Genomic DNA, 24,345 nt, shown 5'->3' on the forward strand with positions numbered 1-24,345 from the left:
GCGGCCCTGCGCTACAAAATTCAGGGGATCAGCCGAGCGTGCAGCCCGTGGCTTCCACCGGCGGGAACGACTGGCCGGCGCTGAGCACCTTGGCTAGGTCATCCTTGTCGGCCATGTCGGCAGTGGCCTTGCCGATCAAAAGGTAGTAATCCTTGATGACCTGATGGTCGCCGGCGCGGATCGACTCTTTGCCGGTGGGCCCTTCGTAGCTCAGGCCCTGCATGGCCTTGGCCACGGTTTTTCCATCGAAGCTGCCGGTTGAGACGATAGTTTCGAGCATGACCTTGGTGCTGATGTAATCGGCAGCCAGCGGGTAGGTGGGGTTGATGCCGTATTTGGCCTGGGTGAGCTTGACCAGTTCACGGTTGAGCGGCGTGTCGACCTGGTGCCAGTACTGCGCGCCGAGGTACACGCCTTCCAATACATCGCTGCCCAATTCCTGGAACTGGTCGAGGCCGGCGGACCACACCAGCAGCACTTTCATGCGTTCCTTGATACCGAAGTTCACTGCCTGGCGCAGGGTATTGGACGACTGGCTGCCGAAGTTGAGCAGCACCAGCACATCGGGCTTGGCGGCGATAGCGTTGGTCAGGTAGCCGGAGAACTCCTGTTCCTGCAACGAGTGGTAACTGTTGCCGATGTGTTCCAGGCCGTTTTCCTTGAGCACATTCTTGGCGCCTTGCAGCAGCGCTTCGCCAAACACGTATTGCGGGGTAATGGTGTACCAGCGCTTGGCGTCCGGCAGCAGCTTGATCAGCGGCACCATGGTTTCGCGGATCGCGCCGTAGGTGGGCACCGACCAGCGAAACGTCGCGTGGTTGCAGTCAGAGCCGGTGACTTCATCTGCGCCCACCGGGGTCATGAACACGCCACCGACCTTGTCCACTTCCTTGGCCACCGCCAGTGCCGACGACGACAGGGTACAGCCCTGGAAGAACCGCGCACCGTCCTGCTGGATGGCTTCCTGCACCTTGCGCACGGCCTTGCCGGCGTTGCCTTCGGTGTCGATGACCTTGTAGTTCAACGGACGGCCGAGCACCTCGGGGTGCTGTTCCACCGCCAGGCGCGAACCCATGTCGGCAAACTTGCCATAACTGGCAAAAGCGCCAGACATGGACTTGAGGCCGTAAAAGGTAAAGGGCTCGGCGGCGAATGCCGAACGCACGCTCAGCGGGAGGCTGAGGGCGGCGGCTGCGGTAAGACTGGCTTTCAACAACGTACGACGCTGCATGGGGTGACTCCCTGGTTTAGTTATTGGCAGGAGTGGCAATGGCGATACGGTGGAGCAAGGGCCTGTGGGCAGGCCTGTTATTGGTTGGGGCAAACGCACTAACGGTTGGAACTGGATCGAGTGTGGGAGCTGGCTTGCCTGCGATGCAGGCGCCTCGGTGTTTCTGTCAAACCGAGTCGATGCATTCGCAGGCAAGCCAGCTCCCACATTGATCGGGTTTGCACAGTCGGTACCCTGGTGTTTTCAGTGGTGGTGGTCGAACTCCAATAGGAAGTGAGGACTGACCTGGCCTTCAAGGGCGGTCATGTGGTGTTCGGCATCACACATGTGTTCATGCATCAAGTTACGCACGGCGCTTTCATCCCCGGCACGAAAAGCGATCAGCAACTGCTTGTGATAGTCGAGGTTGGCCGCATCGAACTGCTTGCGCTTGGGCTTGTAGGCTTTTTTCAGCACCACCAGGTCGCGCAGCAAGTCGTTGAGGAACTGCGCCATGAAACTCAGCAGTGGATTGGGGCAGGCCCTGGCCAAAAGGTTATGGAACTCCAGTTCCGCCAGGCGTTGCTCGCGTTGGCCGGCCTCGCTGTCTTCCGGTGCGCTACAGAAATCCACGTTGTCTTGCAGGGCCTGGTAGTCGTCTTCGCTGAGTCGCCCGAGCACCGACACCGCCAATTCCACCTCGATGACTTTGCGCAACTGGTACACCTGCTCGCCGTCCAGGTGCTGGAAGTGCAGGTAGTTGCGCAGCGCGCGGCTGGCCGGTTCGGTGCCCGCCTGGTTCAGGTATGCACCACCGCTGGGGCCGGTGCGCGTGCTCACCAGGCCTTCCACTTCGAGGGCCTTCAGCGCTTCGCGGGCCGAGCCCTTGGAGCACTGGAAGCTTTCCATCAGCTCGCGTTCGGTGGGCAGCCGGTCGCCGGGCTTCAAGGCGTCGGTGACGATGGAGCGCTTGACCGACTCGACAATCACATCGGACAACTTCTGGCGTTTACGTCGTAGCGGGCGACTTAGCATGGGTTCGATTTATCGTATTAATGCGGATAAATAGCACTTAATAGCGATCGGAATACAGCGTCAACGCTGGGTGTCGTTTTCGATGGCAACAGGTCGCAAACGGATGGCTATTCGTCGGTTCCTCGGTCAAGACAGCGCGTTGAGGGCGGTGGTTGCTTGCCGTAGACCAGAAAGTCGCCCACCCAGCGGTTGATGCAAGCGCTGTCTTGCTGGGTGGGCTCTTTAAGACGCAGATGTTCGACAAAAGGATTGGCTGCTTCGGCCTGTTGCGCGTTGACCAGCACCATGCGCATCACCCGTTCGGGAAACAGCGTGGCGTATCGGCTGCCTAAACGGGTGGCATCAGCATTACCCAGGTAAAGCAGTTGGGCGTCGCCCAGTTGGGTGCGGACAAACTCCATGTCCTGAGCGGCCTGTTCGACGCCGTTTTCGTTGCCAAGGTCGCGAGGGGTGAGCTCGATGACATCGTAACGGTTGATCAGCGTGCGATACGCCGGGTTGGAGTAGGCGCCCCAGAGGCTGGTCAGGTGGATGGCAAACGTACCGCCCTGGTTTCTTTTGGGTGCGTCGCCGGCCTGGGCAAACACCACGCCTTCCCGGTTCAATGGGTCACGGGCGCCGACACGAGTCACGTAGAGGCGCAGGCTGCCTTGCCGGGGGGCGGCATGGTTGCGCGGTACGCTCACAGTGCCGCATTGGGTACGTTGTAGCACTTCCGGGTCCAGGCGTTCAGCGGCGGGCAAGGGGCAGTCCAGCAGCCAGTCGATAGCGGTAGGTTGGATCAACGGCTGGGCACAGCTTGAGGTCACCCAAAGGCAGGCGTACGCCAGGTATTTTGCAACAGCCATCAAGAGATCCTGGGAAACCGTGTGATAACGGCTTTTTTACCAAGGACCTCTGGTCGAAAAATGTAGTGTGAGAAGACAGCTTGTGTACGAAATCGGAGTTTTGTTTATCGGATCTGTGTCTGCCAGCCGCCGCCCAACGCCTTGTACAACGCGATGCTGGCCTGCAGGCGCGATAGCCGCAGCTGCACGTTCTGGTCTTGAGCCGCGTATAAGGTGCGCTGGGTTTCCAGTACGGTGAGCAGGTCTTCGGCGCCTGCCTGGTAGCGGCTTTCGGCGATCTGGAAAGCCGTCTGCGCTTGCTGCAGTTCTTCGGCTTGCCATTGGCGCTGCTGGTCCAGGCGCGTGATGCTGCTCAGGGATTTTTCCACATCGGCAAAGCCATTGATGATTGCGCCGCGGTAAGTCTGCAACAGCTCATCCTGGCGTGCGCGGGCTTTATCGCGCTCGGCGGTTAAACGGCCGTTGTTGAAAATCGGCGCGACCAGTCCGGACGTCAGGTTGTAGAACGGGCTGCGCAGGATCTCTTCGGCCTTGGACGACCCCGAGCCCAGCGTTGCGCCCAAGGTCACGGTGGGCAGCATCGCTGCACGGGCCACCGTGACGTTGGCACTGGCCGCCGCCAGCTGTGCTTCGGCCTGGGCGAGATCGGGGCGACGGCTCAATAATTGGCTGGGGACGCCGGCGCCGATTGTCGGCCAGGTCAGGGCCTGGAACGGTTCGCTGCCCAGGTCCAGGGTTTGCACCGGCTGGCCGAGCAGGGCGGCGAGGGTGATCCGGGATTCCTCGGCCACCTGCTGGATCAACGGCAGTTGCCGTTGCTGGCTGGCCACCAGGCTTTTCTGCTGGGCCAGTTCCAGGGCGGTAGCGGACCCGGCATCAAAGCGGGTTTGCACCAGGTTCAACACGTTGCGCGCATTCGCCAGGTTCAGCTCGGCGATCTGCAGGCGTTGGCGCGCGGCGAGGGTTTGCGCGTAACGGTCGGCCACGTTGCTAAGCAGGGTCAGCTCCACGGTGGCCTGGTCGAACTCACTGGCGTGCAAGGTGTACAGCGCACTGTCCCGGGCGGCGGCGCGGCCACCCCAGAAGTCCAGCTCGTAACTGGCGGTGAGGTTGGCACCGAAGCTGTCCACGGTATTGTTGTTTTCGGTGGCATCCAACGACGAGTTGCCACTGCCGTGCAGCAGTTTTTCGCGGCTGGCGGTCAGGTTGAATTTCACCTCGGGCAACAACGGCGCTCCGGCGATCACCGCGCTGGCCTGGGCCTGGCGCACCCGTGCCATGGCGGCGGCCACGTCGAAACTGTCACGGCGTGCCTGGTCGATCAGTCGGTTGAGTGACGCGCTGCCAAACTGCGTCCACCAGCGTTGGTTGCTCGTTTGGGCTGCCTCACGTTCCGCGTACTGCCAAGTGGTGGGCGCTGCGATGCCGTTGTCCATGGCCGGTGGGCTGCCGGTGCAGGCACTGAGCAACAGGCACAGGCTGAGCGCGGAAAGCGGGAAACGATTATTCACTGGTCAACGCCTTAACCGGATCGAGCCGGGCTGCTTTACGGGCCGGCATAAAGCCGAATACGACACCGGTGACCAGCGCACAGCCAAACGCACCCGCCACCGCCACCAGGGAAAACTGCACCGCCACCTGGGCCAGCACCAGCACACCGCCCACCAACAGCGCCAGGCCGATGCCGCACAGGCCGCCGACTACCGAGAGCATCACCGCCTCGGTCAGGAACTGGCGCAGAATGTCGCGCTGGCGCGCCCCGGTGGCCATGCGGATACCGATTTCACGGGTGCGTTCACGCACGGTCATCAACATGATGTTCATCACGCCGATTCCACCCACCAGCAGCGAAATCGCGGCAATCGAGCCGAGCATCAGCGACAGGGTGTTCTGGGTCCGGGCTTCGGCCTGGATCATCGCGGCGTTGTTGGTCAGGTGATAGTCGGGTTTGCCGTGGTGCAGGCGCTTGAGCAATTGGTCGATAGCCTGCTCGGCATCGTGGACACGGCTGGCATCGGCGGCGGCAATCACCACGTATTCCGGGTTGTAGCTGCCAAACAGGCGAATGCTCGCGGCGGAGTAGGGGATGGCGATGCGGTCGTCACTGTCTTTGTTGCCGGAACTGGAGCCTTTCTCCTGGAGCACACCGACGACTTGGAAGGGCACGTTTTCGATCAGGATGTATTGACCGATGGGGCTGATCAAACCTTTGAACAGCTTGTCGCGTACCCGGGCGCCGATGACGGCCACCGTGGCGGCATTGCGCTCGTCGGCTTCGGTGAAGTAGCTGCCTTCCACCACCGGCCAGTTGAAGATGGTCGGGAAGTTGGTGTCATTGCCGCCCACATAAGCCATGTAGTCGATATTGCCGAAGCGCACCCCAGCGTCGGCGCCGTTGACCGGCATGATCCGCTTGACCTGCGGCAGGGTGGCCAGGGCCGCCACGTCCTGCGGGGTAATGATGCCCAGTGGCGTGCGCGGGTTCGGCGAGGAGCCACTGACATACAAAATGTTCGAGCCGAATGCACCCATTTGCGCCATCACCTGGCGCTTGCTGCCTTCGCCCACCGCCAGCATCACCACCACCGACGCGACGCCGATGATGATCCCCAGTAGCGTCAGTGCGGTGCGGAAGCGGTTGATCCACATCACCCGCCACGCGGCGCGGATGGCGTCGAGCAGTTCGGCCTTCCAGGCGCCGTTATGTTCGGCGCCGTCGGCCAGGCGCTGACGCAGGTCTACGGCTTGCAGGGCGCCGGTGGTGAGGGTGGGGGCAGGGGGGCTTTCACTGGCCGAGTCGCTGATGATCAGGCCATCGCGAATCTCGATGATGCGGTTGGCCCTTGCCGCCACATCGCGGTCATGGGTGATCAGGATGACCACGTGGCCCTGGCTCGCCAGTTCGTCCAGCAGGGTCATCACCTCGGCGCCGCTGTGGCTGTCGAGGGCACCGGTGGGTTCGTCGGCGAGGATGATATGCCCGCCGTTCATCAGCGCCCGGGCTATCGACACCCGTTGCTGCTGGCCACCGGAAAGCTGGTGCGGGCGGTTGCCCGTGCGCTCGGCCAGGCCCAGTCGCGTGAGCAGGGCGTTGGCGCGGGTGTGGCGTTCGGCGGCGCTGATGCCGGCATAGATCGCCGGCATCTCGACGTTTTCCTGGGCGGAGCCCGACGGGATCAGGTGATAACCCTGGAACACGAAGCCGAACGCTTCGCGGCGCAGCCAGGCCAGTGCATCGCTGTCCAGGTGGGCGACGTTTTCGCCGGCAAACAGGTACTCGCCTTCGGTCGGGCGGTCGAGGCAGCCGAGGATATTCATCAGCGTGGATTTGCCGGAACCGGACGCACCGACGATAGCGACGAATTCCCCGGCGTGAATCGACAGGTCGATACCGCGCAACACGTCGACCTGCGGGCTGTCACCGCCGCCGTAGGATTTGCGGATGTGTTTGAGTTCGATCAGGGGCGTGGTCAACTCAACCCCCGTTGCTGTCGGCCGGGCCGATTAACAGGTGATCGCCTTCGCGCAGGCCGTCCAGCACTTCGACCCGCAGGCGGTCGCTGATACCCAGGCGCACTTCGCGGTCTTCGATGCTGCCGTTTTTCGCCACGACCCGGGCGATCTGCCGGTCGGCATTGGCGGTGCCTTGCAGGGCGGCGACGGGCACGGTCAGGGCGTCCTTGACGTGGCTGGCGACGAAAAATACCTGGGCGGTCATCTCGGCCATCAGCGCGTTATCGGCGTTGTCCACATCCAGCAATACGGTGTACAGCACCACTCGGCCACTGCCGCTTTTGCTTGTGCTGCTGGGGTTGCCGCCGCCCTGGCTGGTTTCGTTGAGTGGCTTGGGCGGGATCGGCAGGATCTGCCGCACGGTGCTGGTCCAGCGTCGGTTGCCGTCGCTCAAGGTGGTGAAGTAGGCCGTCATGCCGGGTTTGACATGGCCGATGTCGGCTTCCGACACCTCGGCCCACACCGTCATCGGCGACAACCTGGCGATACGCAGGATCAGCGGCGTTTGTTGCTGTGCATTGAGGGTCTGGCCGACGCGTGCATCCACGGCTACCACAGTGCCATCCATCGGCGCGAAGATCCGCGTGTAACCCAGCTCGGCTTCGTCACTGCGCAGGCTGGCCTGGGCCTGGCGAATCTGCGCCTGGAACATGTCGACCCGCGCCTGGGTGGCACTCAGCTCGGCCTGGGCGGTTTGCACATCTTCTTCACGCGTGGCGTTACCTGCGGCCAGGCGTTGCTGGCGCTGGTACTTCTGGCGTGCCAAGGCATGCTGGGCTTTCTGTTCCTGCAACTGGGCCTTGAGGTTTTCGATGGCGTAGCGGCTGGCATCGAGCTTGGCTTTTTGCGTGGACGGGTCGATCTCCACCAGCAACTGGCCGGCCTTGACCTGATCGCCGGCCTCGACATGGATCTTCTGGATCTGCCCGGAGGCTTGGGCGCCCACGTCGACATAACGTCGCGGTTGCAGGGTGCCCAGGGCCGTGACGCTGTTTTCGATACTGCCACGGGTCACGGTGACGGTGGCGTAGGTGTCACGGCCGGGTGGGAGAGCCTGCCAGGCGGCAACCGCGATGATGGGGATCAGGCACGCTGCAACCAGCAGGGCGCGTCGGGCAGGTCGAGGGCGTTTCATGCTTAGGTTCCAGCCAGGAAAGATCGGGGCGCAGTTGCGCAGAGCTGACAGGTAAACGAGGAAAATGGCTGGATATTTAGGCTGTTACATAAGCAGTTACAGCTTGTTCGAAGAAAAAAAACCACCGTTGAGGCAAGACTTGTTTAAAAGTAGATGAGAATTACTATAAATTGCACGCACTCAAACTGCCATCATCGATGGGCTGTCTTCGTTAGCACGCAAGGGTCGGATGCCGTTCACCCGACGGTCGGGAGTCATGTTGGAAAACTACTATCGCGAGCTGGTGTGTTTCCTCAACGCCAAGCTGGGCAACCGTCAGGTGGCCGAGGATGTGGTGCATGACGCTTATGTCCGCGTGCTGGAGCGGTCGAGCGATACGCCGATCGAACAGCCGCGCGCATTTCTGTACCGCACGGCACTGAACCTGGTGATCGACGGCCATCGGCGCAATGCGTTGCGCCAGGCCGAGCCCCTGGAGGTGCTGGACAGCGAAGAGCGTTTCGCCACCGGTTCGCCGCACACCTGTCACGACCAGGAACAGCGCATTGAAATGCTGGAGCGCGCCCTGGCCGAGTTACCGGCCGCCTGTCGCGACAGTTTCCTGCTGCGCAAGCTCGATGGGCTGTCCCACCCGCAAATCGCCGAACGCCTGAGTATTTCCCGCAGCCTGGTGGAAAAACACATCGTCAACGCCATGAAACATTGCCGGGTGCGGATGCGCGAGTGGGACGCGCACTGATCGCTAATTGGTTAAATTTTATTTCACTGTCCTCGTTTCCTATCAACACAGGACCTGATGTTCGGGTCTCGAAGGTATTCCCGCCCCACCGCCAAGGGGCTTATCCAGAGGACACTGGAATGACACAGGCAATTGCTTCGCCCGCGGTTCATGACCTGATCGGTATCGGTTTCGGCCCTTCGAACCTGGCGCTGGCCATCGCCCTCCAGGAGCGCGAAAAAGCCCAGGGCAAACTGGACGTACTGTTTCTCGACAAGCAGGCTGACTACCGCTGGCATGGCAATACCCTAGTCACCCAGAGTGAGCTGCAGATCTCGTTCCTCAAGGATCTGGTGACGCTGCGCAACCCCACCAGCCCTTACTCGTTCGTCAATTACCTGAAAGCCCACGACCGCCTGGTGGAATTTATCAACCTGGGCACGTTTTACCCGTGCCGCATGGAGTACAACGACTACCTGCGTTGGGTGGCTGGACAGTTCCAGGCCCAGGCGCGCTATGGCGAGGAGGTGCTGGCCATCGAGCCGATCCTGCACCAGCAGCAGGTCGAGGCGCTGCGGGTGATTTCCCGCGATGCCATGGGTGAGCAACATGTGCGCACCACGCGTTCCGTGGTGGTGAGCCCTGGCGGTACGCCGCGTGTGCCCGAAGCGTTCAAAGGCCTCAAGGATGATGGCCGGGTGTTCCATCATTCCCAATACCTGGAGCGCATGGCCACCCAGCCGTGTGTCGAAGGCAAGGCGATGCGTATCGCGATCATTGGCGGTGGCCAGAGCGCGGCCGAGGCCTTTATCGACTTGAACGACAGCTTCCCCTCGGTGCAGGTCGACATGATCCTGCGCGGTTCGGCGCTCAAGCCGGCGGATGACAGCCCGTTCGTCAACGAAGTGTTCTCGCCGGCCTTTACCGACCTGGTGTTCCAGCAAGTCGGTGCCGAGCGTGAACGGTTGGTGGCCGAGTACCAGAACACCAACTATTCGGTGGTGGACCTGGACCTGATCGAGCGCATCTACGGTATCTTCTACCGCCAGAAAGTCTCCGGTATTGCCCGCCAGGCGTTCCGCACCATGACCGTGGTCGAGAAAGCCACCGCCAGCGCGCTGGGTATCGAGCTGGCCTTGCGCGACAATGCCACCGGTGAAACCAGTGTCAGCCATTACGATGCTGTGATCCTCGCCACCGGTTACGAACGCCAGAAGCACCGCGAGCTGCTGGCGCCTTTGCAGACCTACATGGGCGACTTCGAAGTGGCCCGCGATTACCGCATCATCACCGATGAGCGTTGCAAGGCTGGCGTCTACATACAGGGCTTCAGCCAGGCCAGTCATGGCTTGAGCGATACCTTGCTGTCGGTGCTGCCGATTCGCGCGGATGAGATCGCGGCGTCGCTGTTTGAGCATGATCGCCATCGTGGCAAGGGGCGCTCGGTGCAAGACCTGTTGCTGGCCACCGCCAGCTGACACGCTGCACTTGTGACAAGGAGGGTTGGCTGATACTGTACAAAAAACCAGTATCGGTAGCCCTCCATGCAGTTGATCGAAAAACTCAGCATCCTCGCCGACGCCGCCAAGTACGACGCTTCCTGTGCCAGCAGTGGCGCTCCCAAGCGCAGTTCCGAGGGCAAGGCCGGGCTGGGTTCCACCGATGGCATGGGCATCTGCCACAGCTACACCCCGGACGGGCGCTGCGTGTCGCTGCTCAAGGTGTTGCTCACCAACTTCTGCCTCTACGACTGCCAGTATTGCGTCAACCGCCGCTCCAGCGACGTGCCCCGCGCACGCTTCAGCCCGGAGGAGGTGGTTACCCTGACGTTGGATTTCTACCGGCGTAATTGCGTCAGCGGGCTGTTTCTCAGCTCGGGCATCATCCGTTCGGCCGACTACACCATGGAGCAACTGGTGCGCGTGGCCAAACTGCTGCGCGAAGAGCACGACTTTCGCGGCTATATCCACCTCAAGACCATTCCCGAGGCAGACCCGGCGTTGATTGCCGAGGCCGGGCGCTATGCCGATCGCCTGAGCGTGAATATCGAACTGCCCACCGCTGCCAGCCTGCAAACCCTGGCGCCGGAGAAACAGATCGGCTCGATCAAGCAGGCCATGCACACCATCTACATCGGCGAGCAAACCGTGCTCAACGAACCCCGCGCACCGCGTTTCGCCCCGGCCGGGCAGAGCACGCAGATGATCGTCGGTGCCGATGACACCGATGACAGCACCATCCTCCATGGCGCCGAGGCGCTGTATGGCAACTTCAAGCTGCGCCGAGTGTATTACTCGGCATTCAGCCCCATTCCCAACAGCCCGAAAAGCGTGCCCCTGGCTGCACCGCCACTGATGCGCGAGCACCGTTTGTATCAGGCCGACTTTTTATTACGCAGTTATGGGTTCAACGCCAATGAACTGTTCAAAGGTCCCGGCCACCTGGCGCTGGATATCGACCCCAAGCTGGCCTGGGCCCTGGACAATCGCGAGGTGTTTCCCCTCGACCTGAACCGCGCTGAACCCACGTTGATTGCACGCATCCCTGGCATTGGCCTGCGCACTACCCAGCGTCTGGTGGACTTGCGCCGTGAACGCAAGATCCGCTTCGAAGACCTGGCGCGCATGCGCTGCGTGCTGGCCAAGGCCAAGCCGTTTTTCATCACCAGCGACTATCACCCCCAGCAGGCGGACAGCACCAGCGTGTTGCTGCGCGAACAATTGCGCGACCGCCCGCAGCCCCAGCAAATGGGGTTGTGGGGATGATCAGCCTGGAATGCGACAACCTGTTCAGCACCTGGCGCGCACAAGCGCGCTGGTTGTTGAGCCATCAGGTCGACCCCAGCCAGGTGAGCTGGGGCGAAGCGGAAGTGGCCGATCTGTTTGCCACCGACGAACCGATACCCGCCGAGCTGGGGCCGTTCCAGGCGCGGATTCCCAAGGCGTTGCTGGAGCTGCTGGAATCGGCGGCCTGTTATCACGGCGAGCAGCGCTGGAGCCTGCTGTATGAGGTGTTGTGGCGGGTCAGCCATGGCGACCGCACGGCGATGCTGGCGGGGGACAAGTTGGGCAGCGAGTTGCAGCGACGCATCAAGCAGGTCAGCCGGGAAGCCCATCATCTGCACGCGTTTGTACGGTTCATTGCGCTGCCTTCAGGCGCGGGCCCCGAATTGCCGGAATACGTGGCTTGGCATGAGCCCGCACACGATATTCTGAAGTCTGCCAGCCAGCACTTTGTGGGGCGCATGAGCCGCCATCGCTGGATGATCGCCACACCGTTGGATGGGGTGTATTACGACGGCGTGCAATTGATCCACCAGCGCGAGTGTCCCGAGGCGTGGCGGCAATTGGCTCAGAACGTCGACGACCCTCATAGCGCCATGTGGCTGACGTACTACAGTCACATTTTCAACCCGGCGCGGCTGAACCCGAAGGTAATGGAAGGGCACTTGCCCAGCCGGTTCTGGAAGAACTTACCGGAAGGCAAGTTGATCCCGGGGTTGATCAGCGAGGCGCGGACGGGCAAGCAGAAGGATGGGCAGGCCAAGCTGATTGGCACCAAACCCGGTAAAAGAATTGCGAACCCGATCAATGTGGGGGCTGGCTTGCCTGCGATGGCGGAGGGCCAGACAAATCAAGGCTGACTGACCTGCCGCTTTCGCAGGCAAGCCAGCTCCCACAGGGTTTTGCAGTGTTTGGGAGGACGTAGTCAGGCCAGCTCGGTGGCGGTGTTTTTGACGACAGCCAATTCTGGATGCGCCACCAACTTATCAATGTGCAACTCATCATTGTTCAACCAGGTCTCGGTCAACACCCGGTAATGCTCCATATCCCGGCAGCGCATGCGCAGGCTGTAGTCGAACGGCCCACTGATCAGTTGGCATTCGAACACCTGTGGGCAGGCTTTGACGCACGCCTCGAAAGCCTTCTGCGCCGAGCGCCCGCTTTGGTTGGACAAGGCCACCAGCACCAGCAACGACAAACCTGGCGAGACCATCTGTACATCGATGATCGCCCCATACCCGCGAATCACCCCGCGTCGCTCCAGCTTGCGCACCCGCTCCAGGCAGGGCCTGGGCGTCAGATGCACCAGCGACGAGAGCTTTTCGTAGGTGATGCGCCCCTGGTGGCGCAGCACATCGATGATCGCCTCATCGATGCGATCCAGCGCAGGGGAAGAATGGGGTCCGTTGGCCTTGGTATCCATGGGTTCACTTCAAACGATTGGAAAGAAATTGCTGCAAGCGTTCGCTGTTGGGGTGATCGAGTATCTCGGCGCCGCCTTGTTCCTCGACACGGCCCTGATGCAAAAACAGCACTTGGCTGGACACCTGGCGGGCAAAGCCCATTTCGTGGGTGACCATCAGCATGGTACGACCTTCCTCGGCCAACGTCTGTATGACTTTGAGGACTTCTCCTACAAGTTCCGGGTCCAGTGCTGAGGTGGGCTCATCGAACAGAATGATCTCCGGTTCCATCGCCAACGCCCGCGCAATGGCCACGCGCTGTTGCTGCCCACCGGACAGAAACGCCGGGTATTGATCCGCCACACGGCCCGGCAGGCCGACTTTGTCCAGGTACAGCCGTGCGCGTTTTTCCGCCTCGGCGGCGCTCACGCCCAACACCCGACGTGGGGCCATGGTGATGTTTTCCAGCACCGTCATGTGGCTCCACAGGTTGAAGTGCTGGAACACCATGGCCAGGCGTGTGCGCAGGTTCTGCAACTGGTCCTGATGCGGCGCTCGGGTGCCGGCACGGCCGGGCTGCATTTCGATGCTGATGCCGTCCAGGGTGATCACCCCGGCGTCAGGCTGTTCGAGAAAATTGATGCAGCGCAGCATGGTGCTTTTGCCCGAGCCGCTGGCACCGATCAGGCTGATCACATCGCCATTGCGGGCGTTGAGGGACACACCCTTGAGCACTTCGTGTTCGCCGTAGCGTTTGTGGATGCCTTCGACTTGCAGCTTGATGGCTGCGGTGACGGGTTTGGCAGCGGGGGCATCGATGGGATAAGCGGCCAGGGCCTGCGCGGACTGATTCATGGGTTAGCCTCGGGTAGGAACAAGAAAGCGCATCCAGCGACGTTCGGCCAGTCGGAACAGGCCCACCAGTGCAAAGGACAGCAGCATATAGAGCAGGGCGGCGATGCCGAACGCCTGGAACGTCAGGAACGTCTCGGCATTGGCGTCGCGGGCCACCTTGAGGATGTCGGCGACGGTGGCGGTGAACGCCAGCGAGGTGGCGTGCAGCATCAGGATCATTTCATTGCTGTAGGCCGGCAAGGCGCGACGCAGTGCCGCCGGCACTACCACGAACAGGTTCAACCGCCAGCCGTGCAGGCCATAGGCACGCGCCGCTTCGATCTCGCCATGGGGAATATTGCGGATCGCCCCGGCGAAGATTTCCACGGTGTAGGCGCAGGTGTTCAGCACAAACGCCAGCAGGGTGCAGTTCAGCGCATTGCGGAAAAACTGGTTGAGCAGCGCGTTGTCCTGCACCACTTCCAGGCTGTACAGCCCGGTGTAGCAAATCAGCAGTTGGATATACAGCGGTGTGCCGCGAAACAGGTAGGTGTAGACCTCCACTGGCCAACGCAGCCAGAAGTGCTCCGATACGCGAGCCAGTGCCAACGGTATCGACAGCACAAACCCCAACAGTACCGAGATAATGAACAACCACAGGGTCATAGCGACCCCGGACAACCCCGTGCCATCGTTGAGCAGGTAGGCCAGGCCGTATTGCTGGAACAGTTCGATCATCGCGCCATCCCCTTGATGCCGAGGTTGTAGCGCCGTTCGAGGCGCTTGAAGATGCGGTTGGAGAGGGTGGTAATCACCAGGTAGACCAGGCCGGCGAGAATCAGGAAATACAGCGGCTCGTTGGTGGTCTTGCCGGCGTTTTGCGCGGCCTTGACCAGGTCCGACAAGCCGATGATCGACACCAGCGCCGTGGACTTGAGCAGCACCAGCCAGTTATTGCCCAGGCCCGGCAGGGCGAAGCGCATCAGTTGCGGGAACAGCACCAGGTGAAAACGCTGCCAGCGACTCAGGCCGTAGGCGGTAGCGGCTTCAAGCTGCCCGGCCGGCACACTGAGGATCGCGCCGCGAAAGTTTTCAGTGAAATAGGCGCCGTAGATAAAGCCCAGGGTGATCACCCCGGCGGTGAACGGGTCGATTTCAAAGTAGTCCCAGCCGAACACTTCGCTCAGGTCGTTGAGCCACAGTTGCAGGCTGTAGAAGATCAGCAGGATCAGCACCAGGTCAGGCACGCTACGGATCAGCGTGGTGTACAGCGTGGCGGGCACGCGCAGCCATTTGGCGCTGGAGAGCTTGGCGCCGGCGGCAATCAGGCCGAGGGTGAGGCTCAGGGCCAGCGCCAGGAACGCCAGCTTGAGCGTCATCCACGCGCCTTGGGCCAGCATCGGGCCGTAGCCTTGCAAATTGAGGAATTCATTCATAGAGATGATCTCTAAAGGGCGCAGACAAACCCCAGTAATAGCGGGCTTGTGTGGGAGGGGGCTTGCCCCCGATAGCGGTAGGTCAGCCAATACAGGCGTCGACTGGCACGCCCTCATCGGGGGCAAGCCCCCTCCCACACAAGCGTTCTCCTGCCGAGGCTAGGTGACTTACTCGTGGTAGATGTCCTGATCGCCGAAGTACTTCTTCTGGATCTGCGCATAGGTGCCATCGGCTTGTACGGCGGCGATGCCCTTGTTGATCAGCGCGCGCAATTCCTGGTCGTTCTTGCGCAGGCCCATGGCGATGTCCAGGGGCAGGGTTGGGTCCTTGAAGGCCGGGCCGCTCTTGAAGTCGGCGCCCTCAGGCTTGGACAGGAAGTTGAGCTGGGCTTCGAGCTTGTCGGTCAGGGTGGCGTCAAGGCGGCCATTCTGCAGGTCGGCGTAGTTCTGTTCCTGGGATTGGTACGCCTTGATTTGCGCGCCCAGCTTGGCCAGTTGCGCACGGGCGTAGGCTTCCTGCAACGAGCCTTGCAGCACGCCTACCTGTTTGCCTTTCAACGAGTCCGGGGTGTCGCCGAAGTCGGCGTTTTTGCGGGTGATCACCGACGTCGGGCTGAGGAATAGCCGGTCGGTGAAGTCGATGACCTTCTCCCGTGCCGGGGTCACGGCCATGGACGACATGATCGCGTCGAACTTGCGCGCCCGCAGGGCCGGGATCATGCCGTCGAATTCGTTATGCACCCACGTGCATTTGACGTCGAGCTTGGCGCAGATCGCATTGCCCAATTCGATATCGAAGCCTTGCAGGCTGCCATCGGCGGCCACGGATTCAAAGGGTGGGTACTCGGGGAAGACGCCGAAGCGGATTTCCTTCCAGTCTTGGGCCTGGGCGGTGGTGGCGCACAGTGGCAACAGCAATGCAGCGAAGAGTGATCGCAGTGGAGTCATGGTGGAGTCCCTATATTTTGTAATTGATGTCAGGGGCAGTCATAGAGATGAAACAAATCTTTATTGTTGGCGCAGAGAATGCTTCATGGTGGTGCGTTTTTTGTGTCGTTTACCCCATGCATAAAGCGCGAATTACGCTGTTAAAACGCGCAATGCAGCGGAATCGGCTGTTGTACACGCTGAATCGGCTTTTTGAAGTTGAAAGTCTGGCCTGCCCTGGGCGCAAAGCGGCAGGCCAGAGCGGTCTCAGGCGCGCTTTTTCTGCTGTGCCACCGGTTGTTGGGCCAGGCGCGCATACAGATCTTTCGGGTCGGCCAGGTCCGGCACCAGTTCCAGTGTGCTGCCGATGTCCAGCGCCTTGGCCACATCCAACACATAACGCAGGGCCGAGTAGTCTTCGATGGCAAAGCCCACCGAGTCGAACAGGGTGATCTGGCGCGCATTCTCGCGGCCGGGCTTCTGGCCGTTGATCACCTGCCACAGCTCGGTCACGGGCGAGTCGTGCGGCATGTGCTGGATTTCACCTTCGATGCGGCTCTGCGGTTCGTACTCGACGATCACCCGGGCGCGTTCGACAATGCGCCGGTCCAGCTCAGTCTTGCCCGGGCAGTCGCCGCCCACGGCATTCAGGTGCATGCCCGGTTCGATCATTTCGTCGGTGAGGATGGTCGCGTAAGCCTTGTCGGCGGTCACGGTGGTGACGATGTCCGCACCTTTCACCGCCTCGGCCACGCTGCCGGCCAGGATCACCTTGAGCGCCGGGAACGCCTTGAGGTTGGCGGCGAGTTTGGCCGTGGCCTTGGCGTCGATATCGAACAGGCGGATCTCTTTGATGCCGAGCATGCTGTGGAAGGCCAGGGCCTGGAATTCACTTTGTGAGCCGTTGCCGATCAGCGCCATGCTGCGGCTATTGTCGCGGGCCAGGTAGCGGGCCACCAGGGCTGAGGTGGCGGCGGTGCGGATGGCGGTGGTCAGGGTCATTTCCGCCAGTAGCACCGGTTGACCGGTGTCCACATCGCCCAGGGCGCCGAAGGCCATGACGGTGAGCATGCCGGCCAGGGTATTTTTGGGGTGGCCGTTGACGTATTTGAAGGCGTACAGCGAGGCGTCAGACACCGGCATCAACTCGATCACGCCATCCGGCGAATGGTTGGCCAGACGCGCGCATTTCTCGAAATCCTGCCAGCGCAGGTAGTCGGCGCGGATGTACTCGGCCATTTCACTGATGCAGGTTTGCAGGCTCTTCTGCGAGACCAGGTAGCAGAGGTCGTTGACGTCGATGTAACGGGTCATGGCAAGACTCCTTATTGAAATGAGGGGCGGGCGGGCAGATGCACTTCCGCGAGCATGCAGCGGGCACTGCCGCCGCCGATGCGTTCGATGTTGTCGATGTTCACCACCACCGGGCGGGTGTGGCGTTCCACATGCTGGCGCTGCGCCGGTTGCAGGGCGTTCCAGGCGCTGGCAGACATCACCAGCAGCGGCTGGCCGTCACGGTCATGCACCTCGAGCATGTTTCCGGCGAAGGCTTCAAGTTGGTCGAAATCCAGGCCGAGGATGTCCTTGCCGGTGTCGCGCAGGGAGCGTTCCAGGGTGCGGCGCTCAAAGGCATCGGGCAGGGCTTGCAGGCACACCACCGACAGGTCGCGGCCGACACTCATCATCACGTTGCTGTGATAGATCGGCGCGTGGTGGCGGTCGACGGCGTGGAACACGCATAGCTGGTAGTCGAGGCGTTCGGCGAACTGGCGCAGGGCATCCTGGTGCGTGCGCCCGGAGTGGCAGGCGTAGCTGATGCGGTGTTGGCGGTCGAGCACCATGCTGCCGGTGCCTTCGAGGAAAATGTTTTGTTGTTCCAGGTGACTCAGGTCGATGGTGTCCTTGATCGAAAAGCGCTGCTCCAGCACTTGCAGCACACCCTTGTTGCGCTCCAGTCGTCGGTTCTGGCCTTCCATCGGGTACAGCACGAGGCTGCCGTCGGCGTGGCTGCTCCACCAGTTGTTGGGGAAAATCGAGTCAGGGGTATGGGGCGCCGGAGTGTCCTGTACCACCAGCACTTCAACGCCGTGATTGCGCAGGGTGTCGACATAGCCGTCGAACTCTTCCAGCGCTTTCTGCTGCGCGCCGAGCGGGTCGAGGGGCGGGCGTTGGAAACGGTTGTTGATCGCAGTGTCCGGGTTGAAGGCAAAGCGCGCCGGGCGAATCATCAAGACGGTGTTGGTGGTTTGCATGGGTGCACGAAATCCATGGAGTGAGCTATGGCGCTATTTTGTGCGTTGCGTGGGGTGAATCCCGGCTGAAACAGCGGGGCAGGTCAGCCGGGAAAGCTGAAAAAGGCAGTGGCGCAGCCGAATCGGCTGTAGGGCTGGAATGCAGTCAAACTGTGGGAGCTGGCTTGCCTGCGATAGCGGTGTATCAGCCATAAATAGGTTGGCTGACAGACCGCTATCGCAGGCAAGCCAGCTCCCACATTAGTATGGGGATGGTTTTGAAATCTGTTTCAGCAAGGAGCCCCGCATGTCTACCGCTGTTCGTCTTGCCCAAACCACCGATGCCGAGGGGATCAGCCAGGTCATCCTGGCTGCCCTGCACAGCAGCAATGCGCGAGACTATCCGGTGGAGGTGATCGCGCGGGTCGCAAGCAACTTCACGCCCGATGCCGTGCTCGGGCTGCTCCAGCGCCGTGTCGTGCTGGTGGCGACCCAGGATCAGGTCATCGTTGCCACGGCAGCTCTGGATGCCAACGTGGTGCGCTCGGTGTTCGTCAACCCGGCGCTGCAAGGGCAGGGGATTGGTCGGCTGCTGATGATCGAGATCGAACTGCGCGCCCGGGAAGCCGGCGTGACCACCCTGAGCGTGCCTGCCTCGCTGACCGCCGAGCCGTTCTACACGAAGCTGGGCTTTCATACGGTGCGTGATGTATATCACGGCAATGAACGCACCCTGGTGATGGAGAAGTCTTTGTCCTCCCGCCATCCCATCGGTCCCTACCGCGACCGCCAACACCGTGCGCAAGTCGTCACGCTGTGGCAGCAGGCATTTGGTTATGACGCCGCCCATAACCTGCCGACCCTGGCGATTGATAAGAAGCTGGCGGTCAACGATGGGCTGTTCTTCGTCGCGACCGACAAAAAGGTGGTGATAGGGACCATTCTGGCCGGGTACGACGGTCATCGCGGCTGGCTGTATTCAGTGGCGGTGCACGCCGATTATCGGCGCCAGGGCCTGGGCGCCTCGTTGGTGCGCCATGCAGAGCAGGCGCTGACGGCGCTGGGCTGCATGAAGATCAACCTGCAGATCAACGGCAGCAATGAAGCGGTGGTGGGGTTCTACGAGGCGTTGGGCTATGGGGTAGAACCGAGGATCAGCATGGGCAAGAAGATTGCGGTGAATATCCCCCAATCCTGAAGACACTGGAGATCAAATGTAGGAGGGGGCTTGCTCCCGACGGCGGTGTATCAGTCACAGATATATCGACTGATCTACTGCTATCGGGGGCAAGCCCCCTCTCACATTGTTTTGTGTTGCGGGTGGCTTAGACCTTGACGATCCAGCCCGCTGGCGCTTCAACGTCACCGGTCTGTACACCGGTCAACTCTTTGTAGAGCTTCTGGGTGATTGGGCCGACTTCGGTTTCGCTATGGAACACATGCAGCTTGCCGTTGTACTGGATGCCGCCGATCGGCGAAATCACCGCAGCAGTACCGCACGCACCGGCTTCCTTGAACTGGTCCAGCTTGTCGATGAACACTTCGCCCTCGACCACTTCCAGGCCCAGGCGGGTCTTGGCCAGTTCGATCAGCGACAGGCGGGTGATGCCTGGCAGCACCGAAGGCGATTTCGGTGTGATGAACTTATTGTCGTGGGTGATCCCGAAGAAGTTGGCCGAACCGACTTCCTCGATTTTCGAATGGGTCATCGGGTCCAGGTAAATCGCGTCGGCGAAGCCGGATTTCTTCGCTTCGGAACCCGGCATCAGGCTGGCGGCGTAGTTGCCACCGACCTTGGCCGCACCGGTGCCCTGTGGCGCGGCGCGGTCGAAGGTGGAGATCTGGAAATTGTGCGGCACCAGGCCACCCTTGAAGTAAGCACCGACCGGGATGGCGAACACCGAGAAGATGAACTCCGGTGCGGTACGCACGCCGATGTTGTCACCGGTGCCGATCACGAACGGGCGCAGGTACAGCGCACCACCGCTGCCGTACGGCGGGATGAACCGCTCGTTGGCCTTGACCACTTGCTTGCAGGCGTCGATGAACACGTCGGTCGGCACATGCGGCATCAGCAGGCGGGCGCAGCTGCGTTGCATACGGGCAGCGTTCTGGTCCGGACGGAACAGGTTGATCGAGCCGTCCTTGCAGCGGTAGGCCTTGAGGCCTTCGAAGCACTGTTGGCCATAGTGCAGGGCGGTTGAGCCTTCGCTGATGTGCAGCACGTTGTCGTCGGTCAGCTTGCCTGCTTGCCACTCGCCGTCTTTGAACAGCTGGATAAACCGCTTGTCGGTCTTGATGTAGTCAAAGCCCAGCTTGTCCCAATTGATGCTTTCGTTACCCATGACACCCTCTATCTCTGGTCAACCGCCTGGTCGAAGGCAGGCTTGTCGGTTTTTTCTGGATGGGCGCAACAATACTGCATTCTTGCTTTGTGTGGGAGCGGGTGGGCCGACCATTCAGCATCTGTATTGGCTGACCCGTCGTCATCGCAGGTAAGCCAGCTCCCACATTTGGAATGCATTCCACTGTGGGAGCCGGGCTTGCCCGCGATGGCCTCACCGCGGTATTACAGATGCAGCGCGTGACCTAATGCCCTCAATGCTGCTTCCTGCACCGCTTCACCCAGGGTCGGGTGAGCGTGAATAGTGCCGGCGACATCTTCCAGGCGAGACCCCATCTCCAGGCTCAGGCCAAAGGCCGTGGACAACTCGGACACGCCCACGCCGACCGCTTGCCAACCGACGATCAAGTGATTGTCGCGCCGCGCCACCACCCGTACGAAGCCGGTTTTCGATTCCAGGGTCATCGCCCGGCCATTGGCCGCGAACGGGAAGCTCGACACGATGCAGTCCAGCCCTGCGGCCTTGGCCTCGTCCGGGGTCTTGCCCACCACCACCAGTTCCGGATCGGTAAAGCACACCGCCGGGATGGCGGCCGGGTTGAATTCGCGGTGCTTGCCGCTGATCAGTTCGGCGACCATCTCACCCTGGGCCATGGCCCGGTGCGCCAGCATCGGTTCGCCGCTCAAGTCACCGATGGCCCACACGTTGCGCATGCTGGTCTGGCAATGCTGGTCGACCTTGATCGCCGCACCGTTCATCGCCAGGTTCAGCGCTTCGAGGTTCCAGCCCTGGGTATTGGGTTTGCGACCCACGGCCACCAGCACCTGGTCGGCTTCCAGGAACAAGGTCTCGCCCTGCGGGTCGCGCACTTGCAGGCGGTTGTTCTCAAACCCGGTGACGCTGTGCTTGAGGTACAACTTCACGCCCAACTGCTTGAGGGATTCCGCCACGGGCAGTGTCAGCTCGCCGTCGTAGGCTGGCAGGATGCGTTCCTGCGCTTCGACCACACTGACCTCGGCGCCCAGCTTGCGGTAGGCCGTGCCCAGCTCCAGGCCGATATAACCGCCACCGACCACGATCAAGCGCTTGGGCACGCGGGTGGGCGTCAAGGCTTCGGTGGACGAGATGACCGGCCCGCCAAGCGGCAGCATCGGCAGGTTGACGCTTTTCGAGCCGGTGGCCAGCAGCAGATGTTCGCAGTGGATACGCTGCTCGCCCACCTCGATGGTCTTGCCGTCCACCACCTTGGCCCAACCGTGGATCACTTGCACCTTGTGCTTCTTCAGCAGCGCGGCGACGCCGGTGGTCAGGCGGTCGACGATGCCGTCTTTCCATTCCACGCTTTTGCGGATGTCCAGGGTCGGCACATCCACTTCGATACCCAGCTGTGAACCCTGGCTGTGGTGCACGGTTTGCTGGAACTGCTCGGCCACATGGATCAAGGCTTTGGATGGGATGCAGCCAATGTTCAGGCACGTGCCGCCCAGCGCCTGGCCTTCCACCAGGATGGTCGGGATGCCCAGTTGGCCGGCGCGGATGGCCGCCACATAACCGCCGGGGCCGCCGCCGATAATCAGCAGCGTAGTGTTCAATGTCTGAGTCATGCCCTTACTCCAGGAACAAGCTGGCGGGTTGTTCGAGCAGGCCGCGAATGGCCTGGATGAATTGCGCCGCGTCCATGCCGTCGACCACGCGGTGATCGAAGGAGCTGGAGAGGTTCATCATCTTGCGTACCACGATTTGGCCCTTGATCACCATCGGCCGCTCCACGATACGGTTGACGCCGACAATCGCCACTTCCGGCAGGTTCAGCACTGGCGTGCTGACGATGCCGCCCAAGGCACCCAGGCTGGTCAGGGTGATAGTCGAGCCCGACAGTTCATCGCGGCTGGCCTTGCCATTGCGTGCTGCGATGGCCAAGCGCGCGATTTCTTCGGCATTGCCCCACAGGCTGCGGGCTTCAGCATGGCGCACCACCGGCACCATCAGGCCGACGTCGCTCTGGGTGGCAACGCCTACATGTACAGCACCGAGGCGGGTGATGACCTGGGCTTCGTCGTCGTAACGCGCGTTGATCTGCGGGAAGTCACGCAGTGCCACCACCATGGCGCGCACGATGAATGGCAGCAGGGTCAGCTTGCCGCGAGTGGCGCCGTGTTTCTCATTGAGGTGCACACGCAATTCGTCGAGGGCAGTGACGTCGATTTCTTCCACGTAGCTGAAATGCGCGGCGCGCCGGGTGGCGTCCTGCATGCGCTGGGCGATCTTGCGGCGCATGCCGATCACCGGGATCTGTAATTCGTCGTTGCGTTCGGCGTAGGGGTTGGCGGCTGTCGAAGGCTTGGTCGCGCCTTGGTGCAGGTAGGCGTCGAGGTCTTCATGCAAGATGCGCCCGGCCGGGCCAGAGCCCTGGACCAGTCGCAGCTGAATACCGGCATCCAGTGCATGTTTGCGCACGGCCGGGGAGGCCAGCGGGCGCTCGCCTGCGTCGCGGGCAACGGGTGCCGCTGCAGGTTTGGCGAGCGGTTTTACGTCGGTCGCTGGGGTCGGCTTGGCTTCAACGATCGGAGCCGGTGCTGCCTTTACAGGCTCAGCCACTGCCGGCGTATCCTTGGCGTTGCCGGCGCCTTCCACTTCAATACTGATCAAAATACTGCCCACGGCCATGACCTCACCCGGCTCACCGCCGAGGGAGATCACCTTGCCGTGCACCGGCGAGGGAATATCCACCATCGCCTTGTCGGTCATTACATCCGCCAGCACCTGGTCTTCTACCACCAGGTCGCCGACCTTCACATGCCACACCGACAATTCAACTTCCGCGATGCCTTCGCCGATGTCCGGCATCTTGATAACGTGCGTGCCCATTCAGACCTCCATGACCCGTTTCAATGCCGCGCCCACTCGGGACGGCCCAGGGAAATACGCCCACTCTTGCGCGTGCGGGTAGGGGGTGTCCCAACCCGTGACGCGTTCGATGGGCGCTTCCAGGTGGTGGAAGCAATGCTCTTGCACCAGCGATACCAACTCGGCACCAAAACCGCAGGTACGGGTGGCTTCATGCACCACCACGCAACGGCCGGTCTTTTTCACCGACTTGACGATGGTTTCCAGGTCCAGCGGCCACAGGCTGCGCAGGTCGATGACTTCGGCGTCGATGCCGGTTTCTTCGGCAGCGACCTGGGACACATACACGGTGGTGCCATAGGTCAGCACGGTGACTGCCGAACCCGGACGCACGATGGCGGCGACGTCCAGCGGCACGGTGTAGTAGCCGTCCGGCACTTGGGCTTGCGGGTGTTTCGACCACGGTGTTACCGGGCGGTCGTGATGGCCATCGAACGGGCCGTTGTACAGGCGCTTGGGCTCCAGGAAGATCACCGGGTCATCGTTTTCGATGGAGGCGATCAGCAGGCCCTTGGCGTCGTAGGGGTTGGACGGCATCACCGTGCGCAGGCCGCAGACCTGGGTGAACACCGCTTCAATACTCTGGCTGTGGGTCTGGCCGCCGTAGATGCCGCCGCCGCAGGGCATGCGCATGGTCAGTGGCGCGGTGAACTGGCCGGCCGAGCGATAACGCAGGCGGGCGGCTTCGGAGATGATCTGGTCAGTGGCGGGGTAGACGTAGTCGGCGAACTGGATCTCGGCCACCGGGCGCAGGCCATAGGCACCCATGCCCACGGCGACGCCGATGATGCCGCTTTCGGAAATCGGCGCATCAAACACCCGCGAGCTGCCGTATTTGGTCTGCAAGCCTTCGGTGCAACGGAACACACCGCCGAAGTAACCGACGTCCTGGCCGAACACCACCACGTTGTCGTCACGTTCGAGCATCACATCCATGGCCGAGCGCAGGGCCTGGATCATGGTCATGGTGGTGGTGGTCATGGCAGTTTCCAATTCGATGCTGTTGTTGTGATCGTTCAT

22 protein-coding genes are annotated in these 24,345 nt (G+C 61.7%); 5 read left to right on the forward strand and 17 right to left on the reverse strand.

The features are described 5' to 3' along the window. Positions 1-28: 28 nt before the first annotated feature. From AC07V4_RS05970 to AC07V4_RS05995, 6 genes are all read right to left on the reverse strand, one after another. Positions 29-1,231, reverse strand: coding sequence for an ABC transporter substrate-binding protein (locus AC07V4_RS05970; protein ID WP_492635595.1), 1,203 nt, complete (start codon positions 1,229-1,231; stop codon positions 29-31). Positions 1,232-1,474: 243 nt separating this feature from the next. Next, positions 1,475-2,245, reverse strand: a complete 771-nt coding sequence (locus AC07V4_RS05975) for a FadR/GntR family transcriptional regulator (protein ID WP_492635594.1) — start codon at positions 2,243-2,245, stop codon at positions 1,475-1,477. A 107-nt stretch (positions 2,246-2,352) separates the two neighbouring features. Further along, on the reverse strand, positions 2,353-3,093 hold the full coding sequence (locus AC07V4_RS05980; protein WP_492635593.1) for an alpha/beta hydrolase: 741 nt from the start codon (positions 3,091-3,093) through the stop codon (positions 2,353-2,355). A 104-nt stretch (positions 3,094-3,197) separates the two neighbouring features. Then, positions 3,198-4,604: an efflux transporter outer membrane subunit gene (locus tag AC07V4_RS05985; RefSeq protein ID WP_492635592.1), complete on the reverse strand. Its 1,407-nt coding sequence runs from the start codon at positions 4,602-4,604 to the stop codon at positions 3,198-3,200. Beyond that, positions 4,597-6,567 carry a MacB family efflux pump subunit gene (locus AC07V4_RS05990; RefSeq protein WP_492635591.1) on the reverse strand — a complete coding sequence of 657 codons (1,971 nt, stop codon included), beginning with the start codon at positions 6,565-6,567 and terminating at the stop codon, positions 4,597-4,599. The genes AC07V4_RS05985 and AC07V4_RS05990 overlap by 8 nt, the downstream gene beginning before the upstream one ends. Position 6,568: 1 nt before the next feature. Then, positions 6,569-7,741, reverse strand: a complete 1,173-nt coding sequence (locus AC07V4_RS05995; RefSeq protein ID WP_492635590.1) for an efflux RND transporter periplasmic adaptor subunit — start codon at positions 7,739-7,741, stop codon at positions 6,569-6,571. 256 nt (positions 7,742-7,997) lie between these two features. Here AC07V4_RS05995 and AC07V4_RS06000 point away from each other — a divergent pair, with 256 nt between their 5' ends. The 4 genes from AC07V4_RS06000 (at position 7,998) to AC07V4_RS06015 (ending at position 12,102) form a co-directional block, all read left to right on the forward strand. Next, the gene (locus AC07V4_RS06000; protein ID WP_492635589.1) at positions 7,998-8,480 is read left to right on the forward strand and encodes a sigma-70 family RNA polymerase sigma factor; all 483 of its coding nucleotides are present in this window, start codon (positions 7,998-8,000) and stop codon (positions 8,478-8,480) included. Between the two features lie 119 nt (positions 8,481-8,599). Beyond that, positions 8,600-9,937 (forward strand): lysine N(6)-hydroxylase/L-ornithine N(5)-oxygenase family protein, encoded by a 1,338-nt coding sequence (locus AC07V4_RS06005; RefSeq protein WP_492635588.1) that lies wholly within the window; start codon positions 8,600-8,602, stop codon positions 9,935-9,937. A gap of 66 nt (positions 9,938-10,003) precedes the next feature. Beyond that, on the forward strand, positions 10,004-11,224 hold the full coding sequence (locus AC07V4_RS06010) for a putative DNA modification/repair radical SAM protein (protein ID WP_492635587.1): 1,221 nt from the start codon (positions 10,004-10,006) through the stop codon (positions 11,222-11,224). Beyond that, the gene (locus AC07V4_RS06015; protein ID WP_492635586.1) at positions 11,221-12,102 is read left to right on the forward strand and encodes a TIGR03915 family putative DNA repair protein; all 882 of its coding nucleotides are present in this window, start codon (positions 11,221-11,223) and stop codon (positions 12,100-12,102) included. The genes AC07V4_RS06010 and AC07V4_RS06015 overlap by 4 nt, the downstream gene beginning before the upstream one ends. Positions 12,103-12,167: 65 nt before the next feature. On the opposite strand, the gene AC07V4_RS06020 is transcribed toward AC07V4_RS06015, so the two are convergent. The 7 genes from AC07V4_RS06020 to ctlX all read right to left on the reverse strand — a co-directional run bounded on the left by AC07V4_RS06020 (position 12,168) and on the right by ctlX (position 18,094). Further along, complete coding sequence (locus AC07V4_RS06020) at positions 12,168-12,665, reverse strand: Lrp/AsnC family transcriptional regulator (protein WP_029296543.1); 498 nt, start codon at positions 12,663-12,665, stop codon at positions 12,168-12,170. Between the two features lie 4 nt (positions 12,666-12,669). Then, complete coding sequence (locus AC07V4_RS06025) at positions 12,670-13,500, reverse strand: ABC transporter ATP-binding protein (RefSeq protein WP_492635585.1); 831 nt, start codon at positions 13,498-13,500, stop codon at positions 12,670-12,672. A gap of 3 nt (positions 13,501-13,503) precedes the next feature. Further along, complete coding sequence (locus AC07V4_RS06030) at positions 13,504-14,217, reverse strand: ABC transporter permease (protein ID WP_492635584.1); 714 nt, start codon at positions 14,215-14,217, stop codon at positions 13,504-13,506. Beyond that, entirely contained in the window at positions 14,214-14,915 is a 702-nt protein-coding gene (locus AC07V4_RS06035) for an ABC transporter permease (protein WP_492635583.1), read from the reverse strand. Before AC07V4_RS06035 ends, AC07V4_RS06030 begins: the two co-directional genes overlap by 4 nt. 168 nt (positions 14,916-15,083) lie before the next feature. Beyond that, complete coding sequence (locus AC07V4_RS06040; RefSeq protein WP_492635582.1) at positions 15,084-15,863, reverse strand: ABC transporter substrate-binding protein; 780 nt, start codon at positions 15,861-15,863, stop codon at positions 15,084-15,086. A gap of 246 nt (positions 15,864-16,109) precedes the next feature. Then, entirely contained in the window at positions 16,110-17,156 is a 1,047-nt protein-coding gene (ocd, locus tag AC07V4_RS06045; RefSeq protein ID WP_492635581.1) for an ornithine cyclodeaminase, read from the reverse strand. A gap of 11 nt (positions 17,157-17,167) precedes the next feature. After that, positions 17,168-18,094, reverse strand: a complete 927-nt coding sequence (gene ctlX, locus AC07V4_RS06050; RefSeq protein WP_431750535.1) for a citrulline utilization hydrolase CtlX — start codon at positions 18,092-18,094, stop codon at positions 17,168-17,170. Positions 18,095-18,380: 286 nt separating this feature from the next. On the opposite strand from ctlX, the gene AC07V4_RS06055 reads away from it, so the two are divergent. Then, positions 18,381-19,271: a GNAT family acetyltransferase gene (locus tag AC07V4_RS06055; protein ID WP_492635580.1), complete on the forward strand. Its 891-nt coding sequence runs from the start codon at positions 18,381-18,383 to the stop codon at positions 19,269-19,271. A gap of 127 nt (positions 19,272-19,398) precedes the next feature. On the opposite strand, the gene AC07V4_RS06060 is transcribed toward AC07V4_RS06055, so the two are convergent. The 4 genes from AC07V4_RS06060 to AC07V4_RS06075 all read right to left on the reverse strand — a co-directional run bounded on the left by AC07V4_RS06060 (position 19,399) and on the right by AC07V4_RS06075 (position 24,345). Then, complete coding sequence (locus AC07V4_RS06060; protein ID WP_492635579.1) at positions 19,399-20,418, reverse strand: branched-chain amino acid aminotransferase; 1,020 nt, start codon at positions 20,416-20,418, stop codon at positions 19,399-19,401. Positions 20,419-20,642: 224 nt separating this feature from the next. Beyond that, positions 20,643-22,022 carry a dihydrolipoyl dehydrogenase gene (gene lpdA / locus AC07V4_RS06065; RefSeq protein ID WP_492635578.1) on the reverse strand — a complete coding sequence of 460 codons (1,380 nt, stop codon included), beginning with the start codon at positions 22,020-22,022 and terminating at the stop codon, positions 20,643-20,645. 4 nt (positions 22,023-22,026) lie between these two features. Then, entirely contained in the window at positions 22,027-23,286 is a 1,260-nt protein-coding gene (locus AC07V4_RS06070) for a dihydrolipoamide acetyltransferase family protein (RefSeq protein WP_492635577.1), read from the reverse strand. Further along, complete coding sequence (locus AC07V4_RS06075; RefSeq protein ID WP_065903963.1) at positions 23,287-24,345, reverse strand: alpha-ketoacid dehydrogenase subunit beta; 1,059 nt, start codon at positions 24,343-24,345, stop codon at positions 23,287-23,289.

It is taken from the genome of Pseudomonas sp. GW821-FHT03A09 (assembly GCF_059421065.1).